General features: G+C 33.6%; 1 protein-coding gene. It reads left to right on the forward strand.

All coding sequences use genetic code 11. The features are described from left to right. Positions 1-40: 40 nt before the first annotated feature. A protein-coding gene (locus tag GN157_RS06440) for an IS3 family transposase (RefSeq protein ID WP_394350058.1) occupies positions 41-1266 on the forward strand; the annotation gives its coding sequence in 2 pieces (ribosomal slippage) (positions 41-380 and positions 380-1266; 1227 coding nt in all). Positions 1267-1312: the final 46 nt, after the last annotated feature.

Here is a 1312-nt window from a genome sequence, read left to right on the forward strand (position 1 = left end):
TGTCTCGTCCTGAAATAAGTTGACACAAATTCGACTTATTATGAAAGACAAAGCAATTACACGCATAAAGCGTAGTCAAAAGGATTACAACATGGCTTTTAAACTGGCCGTTATTTCCCGTGTTGAAAAAGGCGAAATGACTTATAAACAAGCCCAATCTGTTTACGGGATCCAGGGCAGAAGTACCGTTTTGGTTTGGCTTAGAAAATTCGGTAACTTAGATTGGAGTAAACCTAATCCGTTGTTTATGTCAAAATCTAAAGAAACACCAGCTCAAATCATCAAAAGGCTTGAAAAAGAACTGGCTGATGAGAAGCTTAGAAATAAGATTCTTAACACCATGATTGATATATCAGATAATCAATATGGTACTCAAATCCGAAAAAAGTTTTCTCCCAAACCATCTTCCGGCTCCGGGAAAGAGCAGGAATAAGTCTGTCCAGAAGTTGCCGATTGTTTGGGATAAGCAGACAGGCTTTATATCAGGAACAAAGAAGAATCTGTTTTAGAGAGACAGAATTACTTCAGGTAAAAGCTATGGTTTTGGCTTTAAGATTAGAAATGCCACGTATTGGAACCCGCAAACTATATTATCTGCTCTCTAGGGAACTTTCCCAGTGTAATATAAAGATAGGGCGTGACGCTTTATTTAATTATTTGCGTAGAGAGGGATTGCTTATCAAGCCAAAGAAAAGTTATACTAAAACAACCTTTTCAAAACATTGGCTACACAAACATGAGAACCTTTTAAACGATTGTAAAATTGAACGTTCTGAACAAGTGTATGTTAGTGACATTACTTATGTAAAGTCATATGAGAGAATGCATTATTTGTCTTTAGTTACTGATGCCTATAGTAGAAAAATAGTAGGCTATCAACTTAGTGACGATATGAGTGCTGAAAATGTTGTCAAAGCTTTAAAGATGGCTATTAAGAATCGAAAATCAACATTGCCTCTTATACATCATTCTGATAGAGGATTACAGTATTGCTCTAGGATATACCAAAATGTGCTTAATAATAACAATATAAAACCATCAATGACCGATGGTTATGATTGCTATCAAAATGCTTTAGCTGAAAGAATAAATGGTATTTTAAAAAATGAATTCTTAATATATAAATGCAAAGATGGAAAGACATTGGAAAAGCTCATAGATATATCAATAAATACATATAATAATAAAAGACCTCATTTGAGCTTATCAATGAAAACGCCTAATTTTATACATGAAAAAACCAGTCAGCAAATACTGACTGGTTAATATAAATTTTATTGTAAAAATTGTCAACCTATTTTAGGACGACTCA

This window comes from Flavobacterium rakeshii (assembly GCF_009741375.1).
In the GTDB taxonomy this organism is placed as follows: domain Bacteria; phylum Bacteroidota; class Bacteroidia; order Flavobacteriales; family Flavobacteriaceae; genus Flavobacterium; species Flavobacterium rakeshii.